23 protein-coding genes are annotated in these 26290 nt (G+C 53.1%); 13 read left to right on the top strand and 10 right to left on the bottom strand.

All coding sequences use genetic code 11. The features are described from left to right. Positions 1–10 precede the first annotated feature (10 nt). From J0L72_00540 to J0L72_00510, 7 genes are all read right to left on the bottom strand, one after another. On the bottom strand, positions 11–1213 hold the full coding sequence (locus J0L72_00540) for a hypothetical protein (GenBank protein ID MBN8689255.1): 1203 nt from the start codon (positions 1211–1213) through the stop codon (positions 11–13). Between the two features lies 1 nt (position 1214). Next, positions 1215–1874, bottom strand: coding sequence for a cytochrome c (locus J0L72_00535; GenBank protein ID MBN8689254.1), 660 nt, complete (start codon positions 1872–1874; stop codon positions 1215–1217). Further along, entirely contained in the window at positions 1871–2470 is a 600-nt protein-coding gene (locus tag J0L72_00530; GenBank protein ID MBN8689253.1) for a DUF3341 domain-containing protein, read from the bottom strand. Before J0L72_00530 ends, J0L72_00535 begins: the two co-directional genes overlap by 4 nt. A gap of 4 nt (positions 2471–2474) precedes the next feature. After that, positions 2475–3899 (bottom strand): polysulfide reductase NrfD, encoded by a 1425-nt coding sequence (gene nrfD, locus J0L72_00525; protein MBN8689252.1) that lies wholly within the window; start codon positions 3897–3899, stop codon positions 2475–2477. Then, positions 3899–7006, bottom strand: coding sequence for a TAT-variant-translocated molybdopterin oxidoreductase (locus tag J0L72_00520; GenBank protein MBN8689251.1), 3108 nt, complete (start codon positions 7004–7006; stop codon positions 3899–3901). Before J0L72_00520 ends, nrfD begins: the two co-directional genes overlap by 1 nt. A 19-nt stretch (positions 7007–7025) precedes the next feature. Then, complete coding sequence (locus J0L72_00515; protein MBN8689250.1) at positions 7026–7775, bottom strand: cytochrome c3 family protein; 750 nt, start codon at positions 7773–7775, stop codon at positions 7026–7028. 61 nt (positions 7776–7836) lie between these two features. After that, complete coding sequence (locus J0L72_00510) at positions 7837–9648, bottom strand: heme o synthase (protein ID MBN8689249.1); 1812 nt, start codon at positions 9646–9648, stop codon at positions 7837–7839. 334 nt (positions 9649–9982) lie between these two features. On the opposite strand from J0L72_00510, the gene J0L72_00505 reads away from it, so the two are divergent. The 3 genes from J0L72_00505 to J0L72_00495 are packed head-to-tail and all read left to right on the top strand — an operon-like array spanning position 9983 to position 12221. Continuing rightward, positions 9983–10732, top strand: coding sequence for a phosphodiester glycosidase family protein (locus J0L72_00505; GenBank protein ID MBN8689248.1), 750 nt, complete (start codon positions 9983–9985; stop codon positions 10730–10732). Further along, complete coding sequence (locus tag J0L72_00500) at positions 10711–11499, top strand: glycosyltransferase family 2 protein (GenBank protein ID MBN8689247.1); 789 nt, start codon at positions 10711–10713, stop codon at positions 11497–11499. Before J0L72_00505 ends, J0L72_00500 begins: the two co-directional genes overlap by 22 nt. Next, a complete protein-coding gene (locus J0L72_00495; GenBank protein MBN8689246.1) occupies positions 11496–12221 on the top strand; it encodes a class I SAM-dependent methyltransferase in 726 nt (241 codons plus the stop codon). The genes J0L72_00500 and J0L72_00495 overlap by 4 nt, the downstream gene beginning before the upstream one ends. Positions 12222–12251: 30 nt before the next feature. Here J0L72_00495 and J0L72_00490 read toward each other — a convergent pair whose 3' ends face one another. After that, positions 12252–12824 (bottom strand): GNAT family N-acetyltransferase, encoded by a 573-nt coding sequence (locus tag J0L72_00490; GenBank protein MBN8689245.1) that lies wholly within the window; start codon positions 12822–12824, stop codon positions 12252–12254. Positions 12825–12856: 32 nt separating this feature from the next. Here J0L72_00490 and J0L72_00485 point away from each other — a divergent pair, with 32 nt between their 5' ends. After that, positions 12857–13765, top strand: coding sequence for a menaquinone biosynthesis protein (locus J0L72_00485; protein ID MBN8689244.1), 909 nt, complete (start codon positions 12857–12859; stop codon positions 13763–13765). Positions 13766–14084: 319 nt separating this feature from the next. Beyond that, on the top strand, positions 14085–14726 hold the full coding sequence (locus J0L72_00480; GenBank protein MBN8689243.1) for a hypothetical protein: 642 nt from the start codon (positions 14085–14087) through the stop codon (positions 14724–14726). 66 nt (positions 14727–14792) lie between these two features. Here the strand turns inward: J0L72_00480 and sufB are convergent, their stop codons facing one another. Beyond that, a complete protein-coding gene (sufB, locus tag J0L72_00475; GenBank protein ID MBN8689242.1) occupies positions 14793–16334 on the bottom strand; it encodes a Fe-S cluster assembly protein SufB in 1542 nt (513 codons plus the stop codon). A gap of 272 nt (positions 16335–16606) precedes the next feature. On the opposite strand from sufB, the gene J0L72_00470 reads away from it, so the two are divergent. The 3 genes from J0L72_00470 to J0L72_00460 all read left to right on the top strand — a co-directional run bounded on the left by J0L72_00470 (position 16607) and on the right by J0L72_00460 (position 18821). Continuing rightward, positions 16607–17641: a LacI family DNA-binding transcriptional regulator gene (locus J0L72_00470; protein MBN8689241.1), complete on the top strand. Its 1035-nt coding sequence runs from the start codon at positions 16607–16609 to the stop codon at positions 17639–17641. 260 nt (positions 17642–17901) lie between these two features. Further along, positions 17902–18474, top strand: a complete 573-nt coding sequence (locus J0L72_00465) for an N-acetylmuramoyl-L-alanine amidase (GenBank protein ID MBN8689240.1) — start codon at positions 17902–17904, stop codon at positions 18472–18474. A gap of 35 nt (positions 18475–18509) precedes the next feature. Beyond that, a complete protein-coding gene (locus J0L72_00460) occupies positions 18510–18821 on the top strand; it encodes a hypothetical protein (GenBank protein MBN8689239.1) in 312 nt (103 codons plus the stop codon). Positions 18822–18889: 68 nt separating this feature from the next. Here J0L72_00460 and J0L72_00455 read toward each other — a convergent pair whose 3' ends face one another. Continuing rightward, complete coding sequence (locus tag J0L72_00455) at positions 18890–19930, bottom strand: hypothetical protein (protein ID MBN8689238.1); 1041 nt, start codon at positions 19928–19930, stop codon at positions 18890–18892. A gap of 111 nt (positions 19931–20041) precedes the next feature. Here J0L72_00455 and J0L72_00450 point away from each other — a divergent pair, with 111 nt between their 5' ends. The 5 genes from J0L72_00450 to J0L72_00430 all read left to right on the top strand — a co-directional run bounded on the left by J0L72_00450 (position 20042) and on the right by J0L72_00430 (position 26286). Beyond that, complete coding sequence (locus J0L72_00450; protein ID MBN8689237.1) at positions 20042–21232, top strand: winged helix DNA-binding domain-containing protein; 1191 nt, start codon at positions 20042–20044, stop codon at positions 21230–21232. After that, on the top strand, positions 21229–23031 hold the full coding sequence (locus J0L72_00445) for a beta-N-acetylhexosaminidase (GenBank protein ID MBN8689236.1): 1803 nt from the start codon (positions 21229–21231) through the stop codon (positions 23029–23031). Before J0L72_00450 ends, J0L72_00445 begins: the two co-directional genes overlap by 4 nt. Beyond that, entirely contained in the window at positions 23031–23924 is an 894-nt protein-coding gene (locus tag J0L72_00440) for a hypothetical protein (protein MBN8689235.1), read from the top strand. The genes J0L72_00445 and J0L72_00440 overlap by 1 nt, the downstream gene beginning before the upstream one ends. Positions 23925–24307: 383 nt before the next feature. Continuing rightward, positions 24308–25198, top strand: a complete 891-nt coding sequence (locus J0L72_00435) for a hypothetical protein (protein MBN8689234.1) — start codon at positions 24308–24310, stop codon at positions 25196–25198. Continuing rightward, positions 25198–26286 carry an AAA family ATPase gene (locus J0L72_00430; protein ID MBN8689233.1) on the top strand — a complete coding sequence of 363 codons (1089 nt, stop codon included), beginning with the start codon at positions 25198–25200 and terminating at the stop codon, positions 26284–26286. Before J0L72_00435 ends, J0L72_00430 begins: the two co-directional genes overlap by 1 nt. The last annotated feature ends 4 nt before the right edge of the window (positions 26287–26290 follow it).

The raw sequence follows: 26290 nt of genomic DNA, 5'->3' as shown, positions 1-26290 counted from the left end.
TTGATATTCGTCATGCGACATGAGCAAGTGCCTCCTGAAGTCTGGTGTCGTGCTCTGGCAGAATTGAAGCTTGCGAAGCGGTCTTACCGAACGCAAACAGCCATAAGCCACCGATCGTGATGAAAGCGACGGCATCGGTCCACATTGGGAGAACATTGCCGCCACGCAGGAACGGCATGATGTTCCAATACACGTCGATGATTCGCATCGAGAAGATGAAGATCGCGACTTGGCCGACCGCCCGAGGAATGGTCTTGATCTTTGGCGAGAGCAGCGTCATCCACGGCACAAACCAACCAAAAACGATGTTGAATGCGCCCAGCAAGAGCAAGAATCCTGATTCGTACTGTCGCTTGTAGTAGTACGAAGTGTATTCAGGCAAGTTGCCGTGCCAAATAATGATGAACTGGCTGAGCATGAAGTACACCCAGAGCATCACAAACATGAACGTGACGTTGCCAAAGTCCTTGGTCAAGTCTTTGCTCATGATGGCGTTGTACGGTGCCTTGTTGCTGTTGAAGCAAACTACTGCGGCGGCGAAACCGATCGCGAGGTTTGCACACACAATCATATAGAGCGGTCCGAACATCGTGCTCATCCAGTGTGCGTCCATCGACATAAACCAGTCGGTGGTCGCTAGGGTGAGCGAGATAACGTAGAGGACCAATCCAGGTGCGGACAAGTTGGTGCGGAAATGCTGTTGCTTGATATCGCCAGTTTTATCTTGGCGCAGGGTCGAGCGTCGCAAAACGGCGGCCATCGCCATCCAGATCGCGAAGAACACTACAAACCGGCCAAGGAACGCGACTGGAGTCATATAAACTGCCTTCGCAGCGACGATCTTGTCGCCCGGTTCTGGAGTCACCCACATTCCGTAGAACGTATCGAGGTGCAGGTAGATCGGTGCAAACAGAACGGCGATTGTTCCAAGAGCGAAGACGCCACCACCAGCTTCAAATAGCCGAATGACTGCTTGTCCCCAAGAACCGCGGACAACGTGGTGAAGCAGAGTGAATCCGAGGCAGCCCAACGTCAGTGCCAACCAGAATGCCCATCCGAACATCCAGCTGTGCATCATGTTGGATGCCATCGACTTGTCTCCGCCAAACATGACTGCAAGGCAGGCCAGCAATCCGACCAGCCCGACGATTAGACCGAGGCTACCGATCCGCCCAAAATTGAGTCCAGGCTGTGCCGTAGTTGATTCGCTCATCTTAGTGAGATCCCTCCGCGGCGCCCTCAACCTTTGGTGCCTTTGCTTCTTCCAGTGCCTTCATATCGTTTGCGTCGAGATCGCTAGGTTTTGCATCTTGACTGAGTTGCAATGCGCGAATGTATGCGGTGATTGCCCATCGGTCGTCCGGCAAAACTCGTGACGCTTGACTGTGCATGATTCCGTAGCCGTTGGTGATGACATCGTAGAAATATCCAATCGGCATTTTGCGCAGTCGGTCGGTGTGGTAAGTCGGTGGGACTCGCTTGAGCACCAGTCCTCGCTGAGTGATCATGCCTTTGCCGTCTCCAGCTGCGCCGTGACAATGCGAACAAACGATCGTAAATCGCTCCTTCCCACGCTTCAAGACCTTTTCCATCGACTGGATGGTGTTCACCTTTTCTCCATCGAGGGTCAGCATCGTCGGAAACTGGGTGACTAGCTTGCCATTTTGGTAGCCGGTCGAAAAACCGTCATCTGTTTTGGCCCAGCCTTGTGCCACTGCACCTTTCGGCAGCGGTCGGTTGGCGGCGCCATCCTTAAAGATGCCTGATTCATCTTCATCGTTTGAAGTGACCTTTGCCTGGTACCACATGTCTGTGTGGCACCCCGCCAAGGCGAGTAAGAGGCATCCAAGTAGGCTTGTTTTAATCCAGTTCATACAGACCACGCTCCTGCTTCGTCAGCGAAGACAGAGGTGACATTATCGGCGCCAGTTCCCTTCAGGAATGACTCCGCCTTTGCAGCGTCAAAACCTTCACCATCTTCCAGCACCAAAAAGAACTTGTCTTGCGTCGCGCGATCGAAGTTCGGGGTGTTAAACACGGGGTGATAAGGCTTTGGAAAACCGTTGAATGCGAGCATTCCGAACACGGCAGTCAGCGATGCCAACAGAATGGTGCATTCGTACGTGACCGGGATGAACGATGGCCAGCTGAACAGTGGCTTGCCGCCGACGTTCAACGGATAATCGATCACCGACACGTAGTACTGAAGCGCAAGTCCAACGACTGCGCCCACGCATGCCGCTCCGAAAATCGACAGCGGGACTTTGTGGCATTTGAATCCGATCGCTTCTGACATCCCGTGGATTGGGAATGGCGAAAACGCATCCATCTGGGTATAGCCGCCTTCTCGCGCCTTTTCAGCCGCTTCCATCAGCTTATCGCCCGAATCGTATTCCGCGACCACTCCGTAAAACACGGGTTCATCGTGATCGTGGTGTCCAACTTCGCTGTGTTCGAGTGTTTTCGACATCGATTTATTCGTCTCCTTTAGCGCCAGAAGCACTGAGAAGGTGGTCGTGGTCATGGCTATGATCGTGCGACTTCTTGAACACCAAGTCCTTCATTTCGAAGATATTGATGACCGGGAGGAACCGCATGAACAGGAACATGAGGAAGATAAAGAATCCGATTGTGCCAGCAAAGAACGCGAAGTCCCAAATCGTTGGGTAGTACATTCCCCAACTGGATGGAAGGTAGTCGCGGTGCAGTGAAACGGGGATGATGACGAATCGTTCCAACCACATACCGATCGATACCAACTGACAAACCGTAAACAGCACTAGCTTGTTTGCGCGCATCTTTGGAGACCAGAGAATCTGCGGCGCAAGTCCGTTGCAGAACCAAAGCGACCAGAAGGCCCAGGCATAGGGTCCAGTGAATCGGTTTTGAATGATCGCCATTTCCCAAATCACGCCGCTGTACCAGGCGAAGAAGACTTCGCAGAGGTAGCCATAAAACACGATCAAACCGGTGGTCAACATGATTTTGGCCATCCAGTCAAGGTGCTTTTCTGTGATGAGGTCTTCGAGGCCGTACCACTTGCGCATCGGGATAGCGAAGGTAAGCACCATCGCGAAACCGGCGAATACCGCACCAGCAACAAAGTAAGGCGGGAACAGAGTGACGTTCCAACCAGGCACGATCGAGACCGCAAAGTCGAGGGACACGATCGAGTGCACCGAAAGAACCAGCGGAGTCGAAAGTCCGGCCAGAATCAGATAAGCCTGTTCGTACCGGTGCCAGTGCTTTGCCGATCCTCGCCAACCGAGTGCAAGCATTCCCCAAATCTTGGCCACGCTGGCCTTCTTGGTTTTGTCGCGCATCGTGGCAAAGTCGGGAATCAAGCCGATGAACCAGAACAGAATCGAGACCGTTGCGTAGGTTGAAACCGCGAAAACGTCCCAGATCAGCGGGCTGCGGAATTGCGGCCACATTGCGAGAACGTTCGGATACGGGAACAGCCAGTAGGCAACCCACGGTCGACCGGTGTGCAGCAGCGGATAGAGACCGGCACACATCACGGCGAAGATCGTCATCGCTTCTGCGAATCGGTTAATCGAGTTTCGCCACTGTTGGCGAAGGAGAAGCAAAACAGCCGAAATCAGGGTTCCTGCGTGGCCGATACCGATCCACCACACAAAGTTAATGATGTCAAAGCCCCATCCGACCGGCTGGTTGTTACCCCAGACACCGATCCCCATGTAGACCAGCCAAGCGATTGAGACCAGGAGCAAATTTGCCCCCAGGAACCCAAAGCCGAGCATGATGTACCAAATTTTCGGGTGACGCTTCTGGTCCAGAATCATCGAGCCGATCTGGTCATCAATCTTTGCGTAGCTTTGCTGACCCGGCAAGAGCTCGTTGACTTCTTGCTGTTTTTCGTTGATCAAGTGTGCCATTAGTTCATCACCCCGAGGCTTGGTCGGTTCATACCACCGACATCGTCGAGGAGCCTATGCGGATTTCGAATCTTCTTGAGGTATGTCGTCCGGTTGCGCGTGTTGAGTTCCTCAAGCAGCGAGTAGTTGCGCTTGAGTGCCTTCTTTCGGCTCACCACACTGCTTGGATCGGCGATGTTGCCGAACACGATTGCGCCGGTCGGACAAGCCTGCTGGCACGCGGTGACGATTTCGCCGTCGTTCGCCTCTGGCTTCTCGCGCATGCCCTTCGAGAATTCGACTTTCGCGTGTTGCCGAGCTTCGTTGATGCGCTGGACACAGTAGGTGCACTTTTCCATCACGCCACGACCGCGGACGGTGACGTCCGGGTTGTGAACCATCAGCTTCACGCGGAGATCGCGGCTACTTCGATCGCCATCCAGCGGATTGAAGTCCGAGAATTTTCGATCGTTGTAGTTGAGGAAGTTGAACCTTCGGACCTTGTAGGGGCAGTTGTTCGAGCAGTATCGTGTACCGACGCACCGGTTGTAAACCATTTGGTTAAGTCCTTCATGGCTATGGACCGTTGCAGCTACTGGGCAAACTGGTTCGCAAGGAGCCTTCTCGCAATGGAAGCAGGCGACGGGCATAAAGTGCGTTGAAGGATTGTCGAGATCTGGACCTTTTCCAGCCAGGTAGGAAGCTTCCTTCGGACCGTAGTACCGATCAATTCGGATCCAGTGCATCTCGCGGCCTTTGATGACCTGGTCCTTACCGACAACCGGGATGTTGTTTTCCGATTGGCAAGCTGTGACGCAGGCGTGGCACGAAGTACACACGTTCAAGTCGATGGTCATTCCCCACTTCGGACCGCTCCATGGCGCGATCTCGTCGTTATCGGGATACATCGAAATGTCCTTGTGGTGCGCGACATGCTCTTCGTGGCCATTGAGATAATCGTTCAAGAAAGATTCCCGAATGATGTCTCTGCCCTCAAGAGCGAAGTGAGTCTGGGTTGCAGCCAACGCAATCGAACCACCGGTTCGAGCAAGAGTCACACCGTCAGCATAGTAAGGCGACTTGGAGCTAGAAAGCGGGTAGGCACTGAATCCAGCGCCATCGCAGATGAGCGCTGCGGGAATGCTGCGACCATATCCAAAGTGGATGGTGACCGTCTTTTCGGCCTGACCAGGCATGATCCATGCCGCGCCCTTTACCTTTCCGGACTTGGTTGAAACTTCGACCTCGTCGCCGCTCTGCTTGACTCCCAGGCTCTCAGCCATTTTCGGGCTGATCATCACAACGTTGTCCCAGGTGAGTGTCGTGAGCGGACGAGGCAATTCCATCATCCAGCCGTTGTTCGCGTTTCGACCATCGTACAGCGCGTAGTCTGGACGAAGAACGAGCTCGATTCCGTTAGATGGGCTTATCTCGGCGATCTTGCCAGAGATATTCGCACTCATCACGACTGGAGTCTGTGCTGAATTCGGAATAACGCCGGTATTCAGAGCTTCTCGGAATGCTGCTCCGCTGAGACCCTTGCCCTTATAGAAAGCGACGAGCGCGTCGTAATCATCTTTTGCGTCACCGGCGAGCGCGCGGAGCATCGACGATTCGGATCGCGAATCGAAAAGAGGATCGATCAGAGGCTGCTGGAGCGCTAGCGATCCATCGGTACTCTTGCCGTCACCCCACGCTTCGAGTGAGTGCGATTGAGGCAGGTGCCAAGTGGTGATGCCCGAAGTTTCATCAAAATGGCTTGAAAGGTGAGCAGTGAAGCCAGCCTTCTTGAGCGCGTCGCCGAACTTGAGATCGGCTGGCGCGGAGTAGGCAGGATTGCCACCCAAAATAAGGAGCATTTCAACTGCGCCACTGTTTAGCGCACCGACCGCGCTTGAAAGACCTTGTCCTTGATCACCGGCCTTCGCAATCGCGGGCGAGTACAGCTTGACGAATTTTCCAACCGCGCCGATCTTCGAGTTGATCGCGTGGCACATGGCCTGGACTTCCGCAGAAACAAACTCGCCTGGGATGATCACGCACTTGCCAGGATTTTCTTGAATGTCGAGCGAGATAGCTTGCATCCAAACAGCGGCAAGCTCTCCAGACGGCTCTGCAGGTGGAACCGGAACCCCGACAACTCCCGCGATAGCGCGAACAAACTTCTCGATTTCAGTGGTGCCGACCGCCATTCGGTGGTCTGCAACCGCTCCGGTAACCGTTGGCGTGCATTCCAGCGCGTAGGTTCGCGACATGTTGTTCTGATCGGCATCTACATTTCGAGTGGAAGCCCATTCCTTCGCAAACCGCATCGAATCCGTGCCGGATCCAAGAATGTCTGCATCAACCGTGATGACGATCTTTGCCCCGGAAACCGAATAAACAGGCTCCAGCCGCTTGCCGAACGCAATCTCCGTACCCTTGTAAACTAAGTCGCGGTTGATCGGCTCCCAGCTCACCCAATTTGCCTGGGGATACTTGGCCAAAAACTTATCGATAGCCGCTTGATAGAACGGCGAACCTACCGATTCGGTGAGAACGAGGACACCTTTACCACCAGCGCACTTGCCACCTGGGGCCAGCATTTCTCGCGCTTCGGTAAAGAACTCGCCCCAACCTGCTTGCAGACCTTCCTTGCGAGGAGCCTGGCTTCGATCAGGATCGTAAAGATTCAGCAGAGATCCCTGGATCAGGACGCTCGAAGCACCGCCACTGGCATGGTGCAACGGGTTCCCTTCGATCTTTGTCGGTCGCCCAGCGTGGCTCTCGACGACAACGCCGCTGGAGATACCTGAAAGTGTGTAAGTCGTTGCGAAACTCAGCCGATCCGTTTCGACCATTTCTTCTGGCCGATTCACGTACGGCACCATCCGCGCATTCGGCAAGAATGCCGAGCGGCAGCCCGTCAAGCCAGCCAACGCCATCGAAGCACCCATGAACTTGAGCAAGCTTCGACGATCCAGCGACATCAAGCTGGACCGGTTTGGAAACTCATCTTCTAGCCACTGGTTAAATTCTTCGGTTTCAGCAACTTGCTCAAGACTGCGCCAATACTCAGGCCCCTTCTTGCCCGCGAGCTTTTCGCGAATAGCGGCAATGCCAACTTTAGGTTCGTGTTGTTCGTTCATCAAGCTGTTCCTTCAATCCTTAGTGGTGGCACACCGAGCAGTCGGCCATTTGCGCCTTCTGAACTCCTCGCTCCTTCAACAATTTGGTGCCCTCTTCGATGGAGTTGGCACGCTGCTCTTCCCCACGCAACAGGTCGGCCTCGTTTGGCGCAAGACTTTGCATTGTCGGGTCAGCTTGGTACTTGGTGTAGAGGTTAAAAACTTGCTCTCGCGGCGAGAGGTTCGGGTTCTTGGCATCCGTGTAGAGGTACTTCTCGGGCGCCTTGTGGCACTCGAGACACCAGGCCATAAACAGGCTGCGCGACTTGTACGCCATCTGCATGTCCTGAATCTTGCCGTGGCACTGATTGCAGCTAACTCCCTTGTTCACGTGGACCGAGTGGTTAAAGAACACGAATTCAGGGACCTTGTTCAGCTTCACCCAATTGATCGGCTTGTTGTTGGCGAAGCTATCCCGCACTGGCTCAAGGAGCGGGCTGTTCGTCCAAATATGTTCATGGCAGCTCATGCACGTTTCGGTGCTCGGCATTCCGGCAGACGCCGCCTTTTCAACGCTGGTATGGCAGTAGCGGCAGTCAATTCCAAGCTCGGTGGCGTGGTGACGGTGGCTAAATGGAACTGGTTGCTCCAAAGCGTTGTTAACACGGGTATTCGACGTCCCGCGACTCACGGTCATCCCGATGAGAATGGCTAGAACCGGCAAAGCACCGAAGCCTAAGAGGCTGTACTTTGCGAGCGAGTTCGTGCTTGGTTTAAAGAGCTGAGCCATAAGTGTTTATCCTACTAAAAATCACAGTGTCGTTTCTAAGGGGTCAGGGCAGTTTCTCGAACTATCCCAACAAAATTCCTCTATTTGCCTGGTCGATCGCCATCATGACGAAGAAAAGCGCGAGATAGACCATCGAGTACTTGAACAGCCGTACAGCCTTGGGACGATCTGGCTGATTCATCAGTTGCCAGCTTCGAAGTACCAATATTGCGTTGAGCAGAAGCGCCGTTGCGACATACACGAGTCCAGCCGTTCCTAGCATCACAGGCACAAAGCACAGCAACGCGGTCAGGATGGCGTAGACCGTGATCTGCACAACCGTGGCACGCTCGCCGTGGACGACCGGGAGCATCGGGATGCCGGCCTCGGCGTAATCGTCCTTGATCAACAGCGCAAGTGCCCAGAAGTGGACCGGGGTCCAGAAGAAGATGAGCGCAAACAGGAACCAAGCCAACGGGCTTAGTTCACCAGTAACCGCCGCCCAACCCACGAGTGGAGGGAAACTGCCTGCAGCTCCGCCGATGACGATGTTCTGCCATGTTCGGCGCTTGAGCAACAAGGTGTAGATGAAGACGTAGAACAGCAGTCCTGCCATAGCAAGAACGGCTGTCAGCGCGTTCGCGGCGAGCGTCAGCATCACGCAGCTGAGCGTCGCCAGAGTGAGCGCGAAAATCATCGCATGAGAAGCGGGAATTTGCCGTGTGACGGTCGGACGAGTGCTCGTTCGCTTCATGCGAACGTCAATATCGCTGTCGATCACCATGTTGATCGCATTTGCCGCACCAGCCGCAAAATATCCACCAATCGCAACCCAGAACAGCAATCCGCCTCCGGGCCAACCTTTAGCGGCGATGAACATCGCCAGCAGAGTCGTGAACAGCAAGAGACTGATCACCCTTGGCTTGGTCAACGCGATGTAAGCACGAACGGCATCTCGCCCTTTGAGGCGTTCGACGGGCTCTTCTTGCGCTTCCGAAACCGTTTCCGCGGAATTAGCACTGAGCGCAACAGCCGAAGTCAAAACGTAAGCAATCAGCAACACGTCGGCGATGGCCAAGTGGATGATTTGCATGTACACCGGCGCCTTCATCGCGACGTTTAGCGCGCCGTGAATCACCTGAATTCCGATCAGCGCCATCGTCCATCGCCCAAATTTGGTGAGATGGGCCGATTTGCGTGTCACGAGCAGTTGCCCGACAAACAGAAGAATGAAAAGCGATGCGGAGATGCTGATAATCGGATGGGCAACGCGAAGCTTTTCGAGGAAGTGTGCGGTTGGAGTCAGCGCTCGCTCCAACGCATGCGCAGAACTTTGAGCTTTGAATAGCGTATCGCCGAGTGCAGTAATCGCTCCGCTAACAATAGTAGCCAGAAGGGCGACCATTCCGATCGCTAACCCGCCAGCAGCGGCACCTTGGTTCTGAAGCCGAATCTTTGCCCCGCCGTATGCCCAGTAGCACATCAAGGTGACTACACCGAGCAAGATTGCCGTGTTCAAATGATGGATTGCCATCACAGCGGCCCGATTGCTTGACGTATCGTGGCCGACTAGTTTGAAGAGAACGAGCGCGGCGCCAATCAGACATTCGATAACCGCGAAAGCAGACATCACCGTCGCCGACTTTCTCAAGAGACTCTTCTTAGGAGTAGACCTGTAGACCAGAACGACTGTGCCGACAATCATCGCAAGCCAGATTCCAGTCATCGCGCGATGAGTGAATTCGATCATCGTGCTGACTTGCTTGAAACTCGGAATGATTTCGCCGTTACAGCGTGGCCAGTGATCGCCACAACCCGCGCCGGAACCGGTGGCTCGAACGACTGCGCCCCAAAGAATCACCAAAAGAGTCGCGATCAAGTTCGCCAGAGCCATTCGGCGCAACGTCTTGTTCGGAGCCGAATCGGGAATCTTTACATTTTGTTCAACTTGAACTTCGGATTGCGCTGTTTGTTGGATCACCTCTTGGGTCATCGTCTCAGCAGGGGGCCTGCTGTCGGGGCTAGAACTTAAGTCAGAGCTTGACATCAGCGCAATTTGGTTATTGTAGACCAGCCTTGGCGGAATTTCAACTAGAGACGCAACGAAAAAAGCGAAAGATGCGTAAGCCCCCTGGAATTTTTGCGAGCAGATCGGATAAAACCACGTGATTCTAGGGGTTGTTTGAATCCCTGTTTTAGCCTTAATTACTTAACTACGGGCAATTGAAATGTGGACTAGAACAATATTCGTGGCGGCAGCAGTGTCGCTGGGAGTGGCGGCATTTGCCCGTCAAGCCCAAGTCGTGGAGTACCAGAAACTCAAATCTGGTGCTGCTTGGTATCACGAGGTCTCCGTCGATCTTCGGTCGGAGCGCGTCCAACCTGGCGTTGTCTATAGCGGAAAGCTCGAATCACCCGTAGATCTCACCCGCGAAGAGCAACCGCTCGTCGCAATCACCGGAACATTCTTCAATACCTGGAGCGCGTATCCCGTCGGTGACGTCGTTGTCGACGGAATTCAAGAAGCACAAGGCTGGCGTGGCTCAATTATTGGCGTCGATTGGTATGGCGAAGTAGAAATCGTCGATACGCCGTTCATGCAGCCGATTGATTTGTCCAACTATCGTTTCGCACTTCGCGGAGCGGTTCGGTTGATTCGAAATGGTGTCGTTGCGCCAGACCCAAAGGGGCAGAAATTCCGCGATCCTGCGATCTGGGGCCGAGCAACTCGGTGCGGCGTCGGCACAACTGCCGACGGAAGATTGGTTTTTTACAGCACTTCGCAAAAAGTGACTCTCTCCGAGCTTGGAAAGGCGATGCACGCCAGCGGATGCACGAATGCAGTCTCGATGGATGGCGGTTCTTCCACCTGTTTGATGGTCCGCGGCGAGATCAAGATTCGCCCCGCGCGCAAACTTTCGAACATGTTTGTGGTCTATGACCGGTCGCCGTTCTTATTGCCCGGCGACAATCGCTAGAGCGGTATCATCGGAAGACCTTGGATCAATTCCACCTGAGCGTGGTCGTACCTGCTTACAACGAGGAGGCTCGACTCGAGAGAACTTTGGCGTGTCTAGCCGAATATTACGGCAATCAGTCGTACACCTACGACGTGCTCGTGGTTAGCGATGGAAGTCAAGACAAGACCAAGGCAATCGTCGAGGATTTTGCTCAAACTCATCCGGAATTTAGCGTATTCGAATACCAACCCAACAAAGGAAAAGGGTGCGCGGTCCGAGTTGGAATGCTCAAGGCGCAAGGAAACTACGTTCTTTTCTGCGATGCTGATTTAGCCACCCCACAAGAAGAAACTGAGAAGCTCCTCCCGCGAATGCTTCAAGGCGCAGACGTGGCGATTGGGTCAAGACCGCTCAAAGAGAGCAATCTCGAAGTCCGTCAGCCGATGTATCGCGAGATCGCTGGGCGCACATTCAACGCGGCAGTCCAGCTCTTCGGGATTCGAGGCATCGCAGACACGCAATGTGGATTCAAAATGTTCACGAGTGCGGCGTGCATGGATATTTTTTCGCGGTGCAAGCTCAATCGGTTTGGGTTCGACTTCGAATGTCTGATGATTGCGCGTGATCTTGGCTACAAAATCGACGAAGTGCCGATCCGATGGCGACATCAAGAGGGATCGAAGGTGAGATTGCTCCAAGATGGATCGCAAATGCTCATCGATTTGATCCGATTGAGGCTGCAAGGCAAATCGCGTCGAACAGCAAAGAACCCTAATCCGTTTTGAATCCCGCTGAATACTCCCGACTCTTCGAATTAGAAGACCATTATTGGTGGTTTGTGGCACGTCGGCGATTGGCCCTCGGACTGATCCAGAAATTCGCCCCAGAAGCCAAGACCGCGCTCGATCTAGGTTGCGGAGCGGGGGCAATGCTCGCCGAACTCGCCAATCGATACGACGCTACCGGCCTCGATGTCAGCGAACAGTCCAAAAAGCTGTGCGAATCCCGAGGGTTGCGCAACGTCGTGCTCGCAGATGGCGCGGATATGCCGTTCGAAGACAACAAATTTGACGTTGTTGTCACGCTCGACACCATAGAACACATCGACGATGACGCACTCACCGTCAATCAGATTCTAAGAGTGCTCAATCCCGGCGGAGTAGTCATTGCGAATGTGCCCGCATTCCGTTGGTTGTGGGGACCGCACGACATCGCCCTCCACCACAAGCGCAGGTACACCAAAACAGAATTCAATTCCCTCTTCATACAAGCCGGTTTTGAGGTCGAATTGGTGAGTTACAGCGTGTTTTGGCTGTTTCCGATCGTGGTTTTGCGGCGAATGCTCGAGAGATTCAGCCGAGGCGAAGCAAAAGTCCGGATGCCAGTGGTCGGAAAATGGTTTAACCGCGCGCTCATCCGGCTGATGGACCTCGAAGGCCGAGGATTGGTCCGGCATGGCTGGCCTTGGGGCTCAAGCGTGGTGATTGTCGCCAAAAAGCCCGCCTAAAATCCCGCGCAAACCACCAAAAATTAGCCATTAGCCGCGCAAATCTTCCCACGAATCCCGGCTAATCCGGTAGCAAACCGTCTCGATTCCATAATATCGGTCGGTTTTGCCCTCCAATTCCATGCCGATTCGCTCCATCACGCGCAAAGATTTCACATTCTGCGGATAAGCGATCGCCCGCAATTCCAAAAGCCCCGGCATCACCCCAAAAGCAAAATCACGAACCGCAATTGCCGCCTCCGTAGCCAGCCCCATGCCCCAAAAATTCGGGTGCAAATGCCAGCCAATCTCATAATCCCCAGTCAAATTCCCCGCCCCGTCCGGCAATTCCGCAAAGAGCACCACGCCCACCATCTGCCCATCGCCATCCCGCGGCACAATCACCCACCGACCAGTGCCATCTGCCCGCGAATGCTCCATTTTCAGGTTCGATTCGATGCGAGCTCGCATCTGATCCAAAGATTCCATCACCGCCGGGTTCGCCCCCAGGAACTGAACCACTTCCCACCGCGAATAAAGCTCAAATGCGGCGGCACAATCCGCCTCCAGATCGTAACGACGGAGCATTAACCGTTTGGTTAAAAGTTGAGATTCGGTGTTCATGGCGCGCGCTCGGGCAGTAAACTCTATTACTAATGGTTCGGGTGGGATGTGTTCCCTATGTTAACGCGCTTCCGCTGGTCGCTTGGTTCGAATCCTTGGGCGATCAGTCGCCAGTCCAGCTGATTTACGAAGTTCCTTCGCGGTTGCCGGCGTTGCTCGAAAGCGGCGCGGCAGATGCGATCATGGTCAGCAGTGTCGATGCCCTGATGACGCCCGGACGCCGCATTGCCGAGGGTGTTTGCATCGGTTCGCACGGCCCGGTCAAGAGCGTTCGCGTGCTCAGCAAGGTTCCTCCCGCCGAAATTCGGTCGCTGGCCTGGGATCAGAGCAGCATGACCAGCAATCGGCTCGCCGAAATCGTTTTGTCGCAGGGTTACGGCGCAAAATTCGACTCGATCACGCTTCCGCCAGACCAAAAATTGATGCTCGAGCGGTGCGATGCGTGCGTTTTGATCGGCGATATCGGAATGCTCGCCGACGGCACCGGACTTTTTGACCTCGATCTCGGCGAAGAGTGGCGAAAACTCACCGGCAAGCCGTTTGTTTGGGCGGGTTGGATCGGAAATGAGCGATTAACGCCCGATTTGGTGCTGTTTTTGCAGACCGCCGCCGCATTAAGCACCGCTGGGAAGCAACCTCCGGCCATTTTTAGCGAAAGATTCATCCTTCGGCGCTGGTTTGAAGAGGCTGCGGGCGTTTTTCTGCCGCATTTCGAGAAATTATTAGACTTTGCGCAGGAGAAATCGGGCTGGACGCGCGAAATGCTCGAAGATTATTACCACCGGGTCATCGTTTATGAGCTTTCTGGGCAGATGTTGGACGGCTTGCGCGAGTTTCAATCGCGGCTGCTGGCCCAAGGCTATGCCGAATGCCGCCATTTTCCTGAAATCGTTTCCGGCTCATTGTCAGATTCGCCCATGAGCGGACTTTTATCGTCCTGATTTTCTCGATTTCTGCCCAGTTCTTTGCGATTCCTGCCCAGTTTTTCCGGATTACTGCCAAGTTCTCCGCGGTTCCTGCGGACAAAATTGCGATCTCTGCCCAGGAATCTTGAATTCCTGTTAACTTTTCCAAATTTTTTTGTGGCATTTTTCGAAAATGCTCGCAAGAAATCTGATTTTCTTCAGCAGAAAGTTGGGTTTCTTTGAACTTATTCGAAAGAACTTCGGACTTTTTTCCGTTTACTGCCTACAGATTTTGGAAACCTCCGCCAAAGATACCGATAAGTCCCAAAGAACTTGGGAAGGAGATTGAAAACAGATGAGTTATATCACTGAAGAAACCAAAGATGTGGTCTTGGCGCAAGACATGACCGTGTTTTTGGCGAATGCAAACACTTATAAGACCGTTCTCGGTTTGACAACTGCAAATCTGGCCGCCCTAAGTTCCCTTTGCGAGGACTTTCAAGGCGCAGTGACCGTAGTCGCTTCGAAAAAGGCAGAACTTTCGAACGTTACCGCAGATAAAAATGAGAAAAAGGCTGCAGCTCGCTCTGTGATTAACAGCTATGCGAAGACTTGGCGCGCCAATGCCGCTATTCCAAACTCAGTTTTGGATGCTTTGTTGGTTCCTAACCATAACAACAACGGAAGTTCTACTGCTCCGACCACACCTAAGGGCTTAACGGTGACCATCAATACCGAAGGTGTCGTAACGCTTAAGTGGAACCGAAGTGGAAACATTTTTGGCACGATCTTTATCGTCGAATCGGCACCATCGGCCACAGCTGAATACACGACTTTGGACGTGACCACAAAGGCAAAGGTTGACTTTACTCCAGTTGTTGGACAAGAGATCTGGCTTCGCGTCACAGCGAAGCGCGGGAACCTGAGTTCGGCTCCATCGCTCCCATTTTCGTTGTGGGCGGACGGCGGAACTGGCGAATTCTCACTCGCAGCTTAAATCAGTTAGCCAATGGAAGTAATGCAATATGGTTTGGGGAGCGGAAACGCTCCCCATTTTTTGTGATTAACCTACTGATCCTTCGAGGCTGACACCGAGGAGTTTTTGTGCTTCGACAGCAAATTCCATTGGAAGCTCGCGGAACACTTCCTTACAGAAGCCGCTGACGATCATATTGACGGCATCTTCGGTTGGAATCCCGCGTTGATTGCAGTAAAAGATCTGATCTTCGCCGATTTTTGAAGTCGATGCTTCGTGTTCGACGGTTGCGGTCGGATTTTTCACTTCGATGTAAGGGAAAGTGTGCGCTCCGCACTGGTCACCCATCAACATGCTGTCGCATTGCGAATAATTTCGGGCCCCTTCTGCGCCTGCATTGACCTTAACGAGACCTCGATAGGTGTTTTGTCCATTTCCTGCCGAAATTCCCTTGCTAACAATCGTGGACTTTGTATGTTTTCCGATATGGATCATCTTTGTTCCGGTATCGGCTTGTTGTTTGTTAGCGGTTAGCGCAACACTGTAGAATTCGCCCACGCTATAGTCGCCCTTGAGGATGATGCTTGGGTATTTCCAAGTGATTGACGAGCCGGTTTCGACCTGTGTCCAAGTGATTTTTGCGTTGTTTCCTCGGCAGATTCCGCGCTTGGTGACAAAGTTGTAGATTCCTCCCTTGCCTTCCTTGTCGCCGGGATACCAGTTTTGGACGGTGCTGTATTTGATCGTGGCGTCTTTGTGCGCAACGAGCTCGACGACGGCCGCATGCAGCTGATTTTCGTCGCGCATCGGCGCAGTGCAGCCCTCAAGGTAACTGACGAAGGCGCCTTCTTCGGCAATGATCAAGGTTCGTTCGAATTGTCCGGTTTTGCTGGCGTTGATTCGGAAATAGGTGCTAAGTTCCATCGGGCAACGCACACCTTTTGGGATGAAAACGAACGATCCATCGCTGAAAACCGCGCTGTTTAGGGTCGCATAGTAGTTATCGCTGTACGGCACGACGCTTCCGAGATACTCGCGGACGAGTTCTGGGTGGTCTTTGATCGCTTCGCTGATGCTGCAGAAGATGATTCCGTGCTTTTTGAGCTCATCTTTGAAGGTTGTCGCGACCGATACGGAGTCGAAAACGGCGTCTACGGCAACTTTGTTGGATGCTGTCGGGCTTGTCGAAGGAACGTCGCGCTCGCCCTTTCCTTGTACGTTGAGAAGGATTTCTTGCTCGTGGATTGGGATTCCAAGCTTCTCGAATGTGCGGAGAAGTTCGGGATCGGCGTCGGCGAGTGAGTCCAATCTCGGCAGATTCTTTGGCGCGCTGTAGTATGCGATCTCTTGCAGATCAACTGGTGGGTACTGCACGTTCGGCCATGTCGGCTCTTTCATGGTGAGGAAGTGGCGATATGCCTTTAGCCTCCACTCGGTCATCCATTCTGGCTCACCTTTCTTTTTACTGAGCGCAATGACGACGTCTTCGCTCAAGCCAGGTTCAAATTGGTCGGTTTCGAGGTCGGTTACGAAGCCTTCTTTGTATTCGCGATCGGCCCACGCTTCGAGCAACAGATCGTGCTCTGACTTTTCCTCGACGATTTCCGAGGTTGTTGTTTCGGTATTCATGTTTTTCTCGCGGACAACCCACCTGGCAGCACCAGCATCGCAGCCGCTTTTTGATTATACGAGATTGTGTAGATTGAAGTCACTGGAGGCTGGCGACGATTTTCGAGTCTTTGCGAACTTGCCTGGATTTGGTGGTCATCTTTGGGAATTTGCAGCAAATTTCATGGAAATTTTGAACATACTTTTCGAGATTTTGTGACACTGTTTGCAGGCTGATGGTCCGAAAAATGGTGTCGTGTAGGTTCTATACAGGGTAACCTGCACGAATTCCCATGCCGGAGCCAAGTCAAAAAAGTTCCAAGCGCATCACTTTGGCGGACGTCGCTGCCAAAGCGGGAGTTTCGGTCCAAACTGCTTCGCATGTGATGGCGGAAAACCTTACCGTTCGCCTTCCTGCTGCAACACGTGAGAGAGTTAAGGATGCCGCGAACACTCTAGGCTACGAACCGAACCGAATTGCCCGTGCGATGAAGACCGGCAAGACAAACATGGTCTCGGTTTGGATGCCAGTCGACCGTCCGAATTACTTCTTTCTCCGTTCTCTTCGCGAGATCAGCCGGGTCACACGACAAAGCGGCTATGACCTGATGATTGTGGGCCTGGAATCGGCTCAAGCTTACGGCGAACAGCATCGACTGCCGCATCAATGGCCTGTCGATGGCCTGATGTCGCTGGATGCTGGGCGCGCGATGAAACTCTATCGCGAAAAACCGGGAAACGCCACCACTCCGCTCGTTGTGTTCGGCTCCGAATCATTTGAGTTTGCCGATACAGTCTCGTGGGACGTCAAAGGAAGCGTTGAATCGACCATCAATCGGTTTATTCAATCCGGGTTAAAGCAAATTGTGCACCTAACACCGGATTGGATGATCGAGAGATTCCCAATCGAGCAAAGGCGCACCGGATACCGCCTCGCAATGGAGTCAAATGGCCTGGAACCCGAACTAATTGCCTGCCCTGGAGAAAGTTCGAACGATGGTTTTTCGGCAATGGAGAAGTATCTTGAGTCAAATCCTCCCCCTGAAATGGTGTTTTGCTTCCTGGATTCAATCGGCATCGGCGCCATTCGCGCATTGACGGCCGCAGGATTGTCTGTTCCTCAAGATTGCCAAGTTCTCGGGTTCAGCAATTCACCCGATGCGGAAGATTCCCGAATTCCCATGAGCTCGATTGGCGTGCAGATCGTTCCAATGATCGAAAGAGGATGGGAACTCCTAGCGGCGAGGATCAACAATCCGAACATCACTTCGACCCTGGAAGTGTTTGATATGGAATTCGTCGAGCGAAGCTCGACACGAATCTCATAATCAAAATTCCCGGCTTTTTTGTATCAAGAATTCCTATTCACATGGAATGTCTTGTATAATGCAATAACGTTATTCTCGCAAGAATTATTCTTGCTGTCGAATAGCAAGATCCAGCACTGCAGTTTCATCCTTTTTTACTGCAGAAAAAAGCTGGGCATGCAAAAGCAAGATCAGGCGCTTGCGCCTTATCCCATAAACGCCAACTCTTTGAGGCTCGAACTAACCGTCGGGCCTCTTTTTTTGCGTACACTAGGTAAGCCATGTTGACTTCTCTTTTGATGCTGTGTTTGGTTCAGGACATTCCACCAAAGCCTCCCATCGTGACGCGTGCTGAATGGAGAGCAAAGCCGATGTTGCCGGGCGCGATCCCGCATGTCGTCCACACGATCACCATCCACCACACCGGTGTGAAGAGTAATCGGAATCGGAGCCTGGAAGACAAGCTAGCGGGACTTCAGGCGTTCAGTCAACGCGAAGACAAACTGGCGAACGGCAAAACCAAACCCGCCTGGCCCGATGTTCCATATCACTATTACATCGCGATTGACGGACGAATTGGCGAAGGTCGAGACCCGAATTTTCAGGGCGACACCAATACCGAATACAACCCGAAGGGGCATTTGCTCATCGTGGTGGAAGGAGAATTCAACACCGAAAAACCGACTCAAGAACAGCTCGGTTCGTTGGTTGTATTGACCCGCTGGTGCTGCTGGAGGTACCACGTCTCACCAGATACGATCGCCGGACATGGAGATCACAGCAAGCAGACTGACTGCCCTGGCGACAACCTAAAATCGTTCTTGCCCCTCTTGCGAAAACAGTGCGCAGAGTAATTGACTTTCCGATTTGAGCTAAACTCACGATTGCTATGAACGAAACGGCAAAGAAAATGGATTTTCGACGCCAGGTGTATCGGCAGGCTTGGCCAACGATATACATGAGCGAGACCGCACTTCAAAAGCAGGAAGAGCTTGAGATCCTCTATTTCGGATTCAAGCGCGCGATGAACCAAACGGTGCTGGGCCTGATCGGGAATCAGAACGCGGACCAAGACAAGGTTCAGGTTTGCGAGATATTGGGTGATAACATCCCGAGCGGAATCAAAATCTCGTTTCATCAAACCGACGACGCGATTTTCCTTGCAGACATTTGGACGCCGCCACAACCACAGCTCTTCTAAAAGTAGGTTGCAAAACAAAGCGGTTGGGTGCGAATTGCACCCAACCGCTTTTTCATTTTCGATCTCGTTTAGTTGACTAGACCTGGGATTTTGTCAAAGAAATTGTCTTTTGAAACTTTGTCGACGTTCTCTTTGGTGATCACGGTGCCAGAAGTCCAAACTGGCAATGTATCCAGTTTCTCGCCAGCGCGCATGGCCTTATAGCCATTGATCACGGCATCGTACACGTATTCCTTTGGGTTCACGACGACGGCGGCAAAATAGCCGTTCGAGGATTCCTTCAGCGCCGAGATTGCGCCAAATCCAATGCCAACGCCAATCGAGTTCTCAGAACTTCCTGCGGCTTGCATCGCGCCAGAAACTCCGCTCGGGGTATTCCCCACGACGATGAACTTTGAAATTGAAGGGAATGCGGCTTTGTAGCTGTTGAACGCGCTTGCGCCAGAATCACTGGAATCGGCAACGTATTCGCGAGTTCGGTCGGCAACATCATAACCTGCGGTCAAGGTTTTCATACCGGCGACATATCCCTGAGATTCGGTGCCACCGTCATTCTTGAGCATCAGCACGCCAACGGTTTTCAAATCCCATTTGCGCTTTTCAGCCTCTTCGAAAGCGGCACTCATCGCCGTGTTGCCAATCGTGGTGAGATCGTATCCAAAGAACGGAACGTCCACAAACTTGCCCGATTCACCGAGGAGCCGTGCGTTGATGGTCACAAGCTTAAGATTGCTCTCTTCGGCGAAGTTTCGGATTTCGGAACCGGCGTTAGAGATTCCAGCTTCCAGAACGAGCAAACGGGCGCCTGTCGCACCTGCCGCGGTGATCTTCGAGGAAAATTCTTCAAATCTCTTCTCTGGAGCGCTGATGACTTCGAGCTTACAGCCGAGGTCATCGGCGGCCAACTTGGCGTAATCGATCATCACTTTGGTCTTTGGCGAATTTTCGTCAATCACGATCATGGCAATAGTGTCACCTCGACCGGATTTCACGCTGGTGTTGAACGTTTTTGGACCGTCCATCGTGTCCCGGCTCTTGGGGCCGCAACCCACCATCGAAGCGGTTGCCACTGCCAGTAATCCAAACCAAATCGCTTTACGCGTATTCATTGACCCATTTTGACTCCTTTTCATAAATCCAGTAACCAAACTTTTTGATCTTCAGTTCGCAATTCTCGTGCCAAATTTTCCGTTCGGCATAAGTTGAATAAAATGAGGAGCATGTCTGAGTTCAAACTTCGCGCTTGGTGGGCCCACCGGCAAGGACTCCTTTCCCGCTCACAGGCACAGCCCCATGAGATTTTGTCGAGCTTGGGTTGGGCGCGCGGGGTCGGCGGATCGAATATTTATCACGTGCTGTTTTCCCGCGGTGGAATCTCGCGAGAACAGGCAGACGCGTCCGTTGAAACTCAAAAGGTCCAAGAACTTCCATCTGTCCGGGGCTGCACCTATTTCATTCCTCATTCCGATTTTGGACTCGCATTGAGGCTTGGACAAGGCAAGTCCGATGCATCGGCGATGCGCACTGCGGTCAACTTTTTGGGTGTGACGCAATCCGAAATCAATGAGTTAATGAAAAAGGTCGAATCCGTCCTCCAAGATGGCCCATCGAATCCGGCGACTTTGAAATCTAAACTCGGAGATGCCGTGCGGCACCTCGGGGACGAAGGCAAGAAGCGAGGGCAAACCACAACTCTTCCCCTTGCTCTGGGATTCCTGCAAACAAGCGGGCGCATTCGCCGAATTCCTGTCGGGGGCAGGCTCGATGCGGAGCGTTACGACTACGCCATTTGGGACGGTCCCGCGATCCCGAATATGAACCTCACTGACGAGGAAATAGAGCTTGAATTCGCCAAAAAGTACTTCCGCTGGATCGGTCCAGCGTCAGAGTCTGAGTTTCGATGGCTATCTGGATTTAGCGCGAAGTCCGCTAAGCGAGTCATGTCTGAATTGAAACTTGTGCCTATTGAGCCCGGTTCGGATTTGATGTTGCCGCTGGACGACAAAGAAGCTTTCGACCTTTGGGACGCCCCTTCGGATCCCGTGTACCGTTTCATATCCAATCTAGACAATCTCGTCCATCTGCGACGAAATGTAGTCTCGTTGATCGATCCGTCGAACCACGATCGCCCGTCACCGGGAGACAAGAAACTCGGGTCGGTATCTGGGCTGTCAGACTTAGACACACAAGCGATTATTGATCGCGGCGAAATCATCGGACTGTGGGAATTCGACCCCGAAAAGGGCGAGATCGCGTACCAACTTTGGCGCAAGGAAGACGATTCTTTCCGGGAAGAATTGGAGCTCACGCAACAGTACATTCGCGAACAGCTTGGCGAATTTCGAAGCTTCAGCTTAGACAGCCCATCCAGCCGAAAGCCGCGAATCGACTTCCTCAGGAATTCCTCATGAGACTCCCTCTGATTCCCTTTCCGAAGACTCTCGAGATGCACGAGGGCAAATTTGTATGGCCCACCGATCCAGGGATCAAACCTGAGAGCTTGCTGGCGTGGGTCGCAGACCGGGATTCAAGGCTCACGCTCGATGGGGACCACGCTGTCCAGATACTGCACGATACTGAATTAGAGGATTCGAACTACAAACTGGTAGTCGAGCCGAATCTGATTACGATCTCAACGGGCTCGAAGTCTGGTCTTCAAAACGCGGCGAGGACTCTGGTGCAGTTGTTTGAGCACAGCGCTGAAATTGAGTGTCTTTGCATCGAAGATGGCCCTAGATTCGGATGGCGCGGTGCGATGCTCGATCCTAGTCGCCACTTCTTGCCGCTACCTTGGATTCTCAAATTCGTGGATTTGATGTCGATGCTGAAGCTAAACCGGCTCCACCTACACCTGTGCGACGATCAGGGGTGGCGAATCGAAATCAAGAAGTATCCCAAGCTCACAGAGATCGGCGGCGTCCGACGAGCAACACCTTGGGCCCCGGGAAGCGATGACCACGACGATACTCCCCACGGCGGGTATTACACCCAAGCCGAACTCAGAAGCTTAGTGGATTACGCTGCAGAGCGAGGCATCGTTGTGATGCCCGAAATCGAACTTCCCGGTCACGCGACGAGTGCCTTGGCGGCCTATCCAGAACTCGCAAACCACAACCGACCAATAGAAACGAGCATCCGATATGGCGTTCACGACGATATCTACAACGTCGAGGACGCGACCTTGCGATTTTTGGAAGATGTGCTAGAAGAGGTGCTGGATATCTTTCCTTCAGAATTTATCCATATCGGGGGGGACGAGGTCCCGAAGACGCAATGGAAAGCCAGCGAAGCGGCACAACAACGCATGCAACAAGAAGGGCTGGCGAACGAGGACGAGCTGCAGTCTTGGTTCATCAAGCACTTCGACCGTTGGCTGGCGAACCGAGGACGAAGGCTGGTCGGTTGGGACGAAATCCTAGAAGGTGGACTCGCGCCCGGAGCCACCGTCATGAGCTGGCGAGGAATGGAGGGCGGGATTGCAGCAGCGACTGCTGGACACGACGTCGTGATGTGCCCGGTGCAGCATTGCTACTTTGACCACTATCAAACCGCGTTCAAATCGGGCGAGCCGACCGCCATTGGAGGAAACTTGCCGCTGAGCAAAGTGTACGCGTTTGAACCCGTGCCGAGTTCATTAGACGAGTCTGCAGCGCGCCATGTCCTCGGCGGTCAGGCCAATTTTTGGAGCGAATATATGCGCACCACAGACCAGGTGGAGTACATGGCCCTCCCAAGACTCCTCGCACTTTCTGAAGTTCTGTGGGGAAAGCCTGACCCAGATTCGTTTGAAGAATTCCTGTCCCGAGTTGAACCGGTTTTGCGCTGCTTGAGCGAAAAGGGCTACCGGTTCCGGCCGTTGAGCCCGGAAGTACCCGATTACTTTTTGAACATTGGAAACTGGGCGGTGGGAGACCTTTCTGGAGACGAAAGATTACTGAACTTTGCGGTTAACCAAATGGTTAGCGTTGGAGATGAGATTCTCGCTCAATACATGGGTGGCGCGTGGAGTGTCGAATTCTCTTCCCCGTCGTTTTTCTACGTGGATGGAACGACGATCGAGTCCGAGCATGACGGACGTACCGGGAATTTTGATCGTAACAACCGGATCAAAGTGCCGCAGTCAGGAGTGTTGAAGTCGATTTCATTGAAAATGAAATCCGTCGGTGATGGAGATACGACCGGAACCATCTATCTGGTCAAAAACGGCTGATGCCTTCAGAAAAGCGACTCAAGAGAATGGTCCAAGGTGCCGAGCTAACTGCTCAGTGGCTGGATGATTTGGGCGACGTTCTGGAGCAGGGCGAACGGCCCGACATCGGCGCGATCACAGACTTCGCCAGAACGCTGGTGGACTACCAATTGCCAGGGATTGCTCGGCATGCTCGCCGACTTGCCGAGTCACTCTTGAGCAACTTGCCAATCGAAGATTCTCTCGTGCCGATGCGGCTATTGAGCAAGGCGATGCAGAAGCGAGACCAGCTTTCAGAAGGCACGCGTTTTGAATTGGACGCGGCTGTCGGAGTACCGTTCAAGACCGCGGACCTTCCGCCTGATTTGCAAGAATCCGGATCATGGTCCGTTTTGGGTCAGCAGCTAGCTGAAGAAGATCGTCTGAAGGTCATCAAGACCTATGTTTTCAACCAGGATAGCGGCACTATTGGGCTGAATCTCGCCTATTTTCCGCCGAAAACAAAGGTCGAAACACCCTTTCGAACCGGGACCGCATTCCATGGGACCGGAAGTTTCTACCCGGGAATCCGCAAGTCAAGAGTAGCGCTAACTCCCGAATCCCCTTCCGTTTTTCAGCTCAAATCCGGCATCACCATCGAGCAGATGATCAGCGAATTCACCGAAAAGCTCGCCCAAATCCCATGGCTAACAGAAATTCCGATCCTTCTGGAATCGGCCAGTCTGGCACGCGGAGATGAAAGGCTCGGGCTAATGGATTCGACCGGTGCGGTGCCGATTTCTGACGACGCCGCTGGTCATCGCATGCTGGCGATTACTGGGAATCAGCCACTTCCTGTGTTTGGTATCTGGGATGGATCCACGTTTGAACTGGTCGCAACTGGGACTTCAAAGGACTGGAGGAGCATACTTTGAGTTCAAAGTTCATTGACCAAATGGTTAAACGGCGAATCTCAGAACGAGCCTACTTGCCGAAGTTTGAGTGCCAACTGATTCCTAGTGATCTTGAAATTATTGGATTGGAGGAGAATGCACGGGTCTCGCAATTAATGGGATTCGCGTACAAAGGCCATTCCGAACTCTTTTCATTCTTCGCATCAAGGTATGGAATCCCTGCGGGATGCGTTCCTGAGGTCATGCGCAAGGAGCGACTCAATTTGGAGTCTGCTGGCAGGCTGTGGAAGCAGTTTTGCAGTCGCGGGAGGTGGCTCTGCGAACAACATCCTCAGTGGCGTCGACTTGTTTTGATTAACAACTTATCGGAACATGTGCCACCGGAGTTGACTTCAAAGGACCGAATGATTTCGATCCTACTTGCAGCCGAAAGTCAGCCTGATCTCGCGACGAAACTAGCTCTAGCCGAATACCAAAAGTGGAAGCCGACGGAGCGGGATTTCTTAGCGGCGAACTGGCCAATCGATGCCCCAAATGAACTTCTTGAAAAATTGAAACTAGACCGGAGGGCATCGACAAGACAGCTTGCCGTTCGGAATCTTGCTCGGCGGAGCGGTACGGATGAACAGCTCGCCGCTAGCCGACTGATGCATGAGTGCTTCCAGAATCCCGAGCGATGGAGCACGCCCGCGGAAATATGGCCATTTGAACTTGGAGAAAGGGAGAGTATCCATTCGATATTGGCCCAGATTGCGACTCGGCATGATCTGGATGTGTTGGTTCCCGATTTCAAAGTATTCGCGAAGAATGCAAAGTCGTATTTCGATCAATTGGTTGTCAAAGACTTCGCCCTGAATCATCCGACGTCAGAGAGGATGATTGCGCTGATGGATCTTCCCCATTCGGGCGATAGAATTTTCATTTATGAAAAGGACTGGAGTGCGCTTCCAGCAAGCGAACTGAAGATCGTTTTTGATCGCCTCGGGTTCAATAAGCCCGGTGCGCACGTCCCCGACCATGACCTCATTGGCCTATGGAGTGCGATGGCGCCTTGGTCGGAGGAGGTCGAAAAGGCGCTTCTAAACCACTGGGCGGGTGAGGTTCGACGAATGAGGATCTACTGGCTCCCATTGACAGGCCCGACTTTGGCCGTTGGTTGCAGCACACATGGGCTCCAGTGGCTCTTGGAGCAATTGGCGAAAAGTGGTTTACAAGCCAACAGCGAGAGCGTTCGGCATCTTTACATGAAGGTTCAATTGCGAATCCATCTCGAAGCGGCGTATTCTAATTCGTAATGCTCCCAAACGTCTTGCGCCAACGCGCCGAAATCCAATATCAGCAAGAGCTCGAGGCTCTGGCAAAAGCGGACACGAAGTCGCGTCCGGATAACTGGCGATTGTCGCCACGAGCCGTGGTCGATTTCGTCATTGGTGCGAAGCGAGATGGACTTGAAATTTCGCCAAAGTATGTTGGTTCGCGGCAGTTGATCGAAGTCGCTGTCGCGACACTGGTGACTGACCGTGCACTCCTCTTGGTAGGTACTCCGGGGACCGCCAAAACATGGGTTTCGGAATTGCTTGCCGCTGCGATTTGTGGCGACTCCAGCCTCCTCGTTCAGGGCACGGCCGGTACGGATGAGTCGGCTGTTCGCTACGGTTGGAATTACGCTCGGCTGATTGCTGAGGGGCCGAAGCCGGAATCCATGGTAGCATCGCCCGTTCTCCGCGCCATGGAATCTGGCAAGATCGCCCGGCTCGAGGAAATCACTCGAATTCCCGGCGAGATTCAAGATAGTTTGATCACGACCTTGAGTGAAAAAGTGATCTCCATCCCTGAATTGGGAAGCGAGGTTGCCGCGATTCGGGGCTTCAATGTCATTGCGACGGCTAACGATCGTGACAAAGGGGTCCACGATCTGAGTCACGCATTGAGACGGCGTTTCAATACGGTCCACTTACCTCTACCCGCGACTCTGGAAGAAGAAGTCAAGATCGTTTCGGACCGCGTGATCGAGCGAAATGGACCTGTTGCCGAAAAGACGATCCTCGGCTCCGAGGGCGAAATCAATCGAATCCTCCTGATTTTCCGCGAGTTGCGGGAAGGAAAAACCGCTGACGGCAAGGTGAAACTGAAGTCGCCATCAGCGACGCTGAGCACAGCTGAAGCGATCGGCGTAGTAGAAAGTAGTCTTGCGATGGCGACCCACTTCGGCGATGGAACGTTCACGCCAACCATCCTAGCGCAGGCTCTTTACGGTTCGATTGTGCGAGATCAGTCACAAGATTCAACCATTTGGTTAGAGTATTTGGAGACCGTCATGAAGACCCGAACGGCGTTTGGCAAGCTCTATACTGCCTGCATTGAAGATTTGAAAAATCACTAACCAA

It is taken from the genome of Armatimonadota bacterium, from assembly GCA_017303935.1.
Lineage (GTDB): Bacteria > Armatimonadota > Fimbriimonadia > Fimbriimonadales > Fimbriimonadaceae > JAFLBD01.
This window is presented reverse-complemented; position numbering and strand designations above follow the sequence as displayed.

Bases quoted from the DNA above. Each gene is read 5' to 3' on its own strand.
- J0L72_00535 (MBN8689254.1), bottom strand. From the start codon at position 1,874: ATGAACTGGATTAAAACAAGCCTACTTGGATGCCTCTTACTCGCCTTG.
- J0L72_00480 (MBN8689243.1), top strand. From the start codon at position 14,085: ATGAGTTATATCACTGAAGAAACCAAAGATGTGGTCTTGGCGCAAGAC.
- J0L72_00470 (MBN8689241.1), top strand. From the start codon at position 16,607: ATGCCGGAGCCAAGTCAAAAAAGTTCCAAGCGCATCACTTTGGCGGAC.
- J0L72_00540 (MBN8689255.1), bottom strand. From the start codon at position 1,213: ATGAGCGAATCAACTACGGCACAGCCTGGACTCAATTTTGGGCGGATC.
- J0L72_00460 (MBN8689239.1), top strand. From the start codon at position 18,510: ATGAACGAAACGGCAAAGAAAATGGATTTTCGACGCCAGGTGTATCGG.
- J0L72_00520 (MBN8689251.1), bottom strand. From the start codon at position 7,006: ATGAACGAACAACACGAACCTAAAGTTGGCATTGCCGCTATTCGCGAA.
- J0L72_00530 (MBN8689253.1), bottom strand. From the start codon at position 2,470: ATGTCGAAAACACTCGAACACAGCGAAGTTGGACACCACGATCACGAT.
- J0L72_00445 (MBN8689236.1), top strand. From the start codon at position 21,229: ATGAGACTCCCTCTGATTCCCTTTCCGAAGACTCTCGAGATGCACGAG.
- J0L72_00455 (MBN8689238.1), bottom strand. From the start codon at position 19,930: ATGAATACGCGTAAAGCGATTTGGTTTGGATTACTGGCAGTGGCAACC.
- sufB (MBN8689242.1), bottom strand. From the start codon at position 16,334: ATGAATACCGAAACAACAACCTCGGAAATCGTCGAGGAAAAGTCAGAG.
- J0L72_00430 (MBN8689233.1), top strand. From the start codon at position 25,198: ATGCTCCCAAACGTCTTGCGCCAACGCGCCGAAATCCAATATCAGCAA.
- J0L72_00450 (MBN8689237.1), top strand. From the start codon at position 20,042: ATGTCTGAGTTCAAACTTCGCGCTTGGTGGGCCCACCGGCAAGGACTC.
- J0L72_00465 (MBN8689240.1), top strand. From the start codon at position 17,902: ATGTTGACTTCTCTTTTGATGCTGTGTTTGGTTCAGGACATTCCACCA.
- J0L72_00510 (MBN8689249.1), bottom strand. From the start codon at position 9,648: ATGGCTCTGGCGAACTTGATCGCGACTCTTTTGGTGATTCTTTGGGGC.
- J0L72_00440 (MBN8689235.1), top strand. From the start codon at position 23,031: ATGCCTTCAGAAAAGCGACTCAAGAGAATGGTCCAAGGTGCCGAGCTA.
- nrfD (MBN8689252.1), bottom strand. From the start codon at position 3,899: ATGGCACACTTGATCAACGAAAAACAGCAAGAAGTCAACGAGCTCTTG.
- J0L72_00505 (MBN8689248.1), top strand. From the start codon at position 9,983: ATGTGGACTAGAACAATATTCGTGGCGGCAGCAGTGTCGCTGGGAGTG.
- J0L72_00435 (MBN8689234.1), top strand. From the start codon at position 24,308: ATGATTTCGATCCTACTTGCAGCCGAAAGTCAGCCTGATCTCGCGACG.
- J0L72_00490 (MBN8689245.1), bottom strand. From the start codon at position 12,824: ATGAACACCGAATCTCAACTTTTAACCAAACGGTTAATGCTCCGTCGT.
- J0L72_00515 (MBN8689250.1), bottom strand. From the start codon at position 7,775: ATGGCTCAGCTCTTTAAACCAAGCACGAACTCGCTCGCAAAGTACAGC.
- J0L72_00485 (MBN8689244.1), top strand. From the start codon at position 12,857: ATGGTTCGGGTGGGATGTGTTCCCTATGTTAACGCGCTTCCGCTGGTC.